This is a genomic window from Inquilinus sp., from assembly GCF_057815775.1.
Window position 1 is genome coordinate 1 of sequence record NZ_JBYRFX010000349.1, and the last position, 1,555, is coordinate 1,555.

The following is a 1,555-nucleotide window of genomic DNA, read 5'->3' on the forward strand; positions in this document are numbered from 1 at the left end:
CGTCGCACCGCATCCTCGCCCTGTTCCGAGGCGAGAAGGAGGAGGTGCTGTCGCTGACGCTGGAGCCGGAGCAGGCACCCGAGGACAAGGCGCCCGGCCTGTACGAGCAGCGCATCGCCCATCGCTTCGGCGTCGTCGCCCAGGGCCGGCCGGGCGATGCCTGGCTGGCCGAGACGGTGCGCTTGGCCTGGCGCACCAAGATCCTGGTCCATCTCGACATCGACCTGCGGCTGCGGCTGTGGCAGGCGGCGGAGGAGGAGGCGGTCAAGGTCTTCGCCGGCAACCTGCGCGACCTGCTGCTGGCGGCGCCGGCCGGCACCCGCGCCACCATGGGCCTCGACCCCGGCTTCCGCACCTGTGTGAAGGTCGCCATTGTCGACGCCACCGGCAAGGTCGTCGCCACCATCGCGATCTTCCCGCATGAGCCGCAGAAGCGCTGGGACGAATCGATCGCCACCCTGGCCGATCTGGCCAAGACTCACGCCGTCGACCTGGTCGCCATCGGCAACGGCACTGCTTCACGTGAAACAGACCGGCTGACGGCCGAGCTGATGAAGCTGCACCCGGATCTGACGCTGACCAAGGCAGTGGTGTCCGAAGCCGGCGCCTCGGTCTACTCCGCCTCGGCCTTCGCCTCGCAGGAGCTGCCGGAGCTGGACGTGACGCTGCGCGGCGCGGTCTCGATCGCCCGCCGGCTGCAGGACCCGCTGGCGGAGCTGGTGAAGATCGACCCGAAATCGATCGGCGTCGGCCAGTACCAGCACGATCTCAGCGAAGCGAAGCTGTCGCGCTCGCTCGACGCCGTGGTCGAGGATTGCGTGAACGCGGTCGGCGTCGACCTCAACACCGCCTCGGCGCCGCTGCTGGCCCGGGTCTCCGGCGTCGGCGAAGGCCTGGCCCAGAACATCGTGCAGCACCGCGACGCCAACGGCCCGTTCCGCCTGCGCACCGCGCTGAAGGACGTGCCGCGGCTCGGGCCCAAGGCGTTCGAGCAATGCGCCGGCTTCCTGCGCATCCCGGGCGGCGACGACCCGCTCGACGCCTCCGGCGTGCATCCGGAAGCCTATCCGGTGGTGCGCCGGATCATCGAGGCGACGGGCGGCGAGATCAAGGCGCTGATCGGCGATGCCGCCACCTTGCGCGGCCTGTCGCCGGAGGCCTTCACCGACGACAGCTTCGGCGTGCCGACGGTGACCGACATCCTGCGCGAGCTGGAAAAGCCCGGCCGCGACCCGCGCCCCGGCTTCAAGACCGCGACCTTCAAGGAGGGCGTCGAGAAGCTGTCCGACCTGCAGCCCGGCATGGTGCTGGAAGGCGTGGTGACCAACGTCGCGGCCTTCGGCGCCTTCGTCGACATCGGCGTGCACCAGGACGGGCTGGTGCACATCTCCGCCATGTCCAAGACCTTCGTGAAGGACCCGCGCACGGTGGCCAAGCCGGGCGACGTGGTGAAGGTCAAGGTGCTGGAGGTCGACCCGCAGCGGAAGCGCATCGGCCTGACCATGCGGCTGGACGATGACGGCGCGGCCCGGCCGCCGCGCCGCGAGGGCGGTGC

The 1,555-nt window shown here is 70.5% G+C and carries 1 protein-coding gene; it reads left to right on the forward strand.

What is annotated here, in order from left to right:
* Nucleotides 1–1,555, forward strand: a 1,555-nt coding sequence (locus AC3XYG_RS12530; RefSeq protein ID WP_489140169.1) for a helix-hairpin-helix domain-containing protein, incomplete at both ends; no start/stop codon positions are given.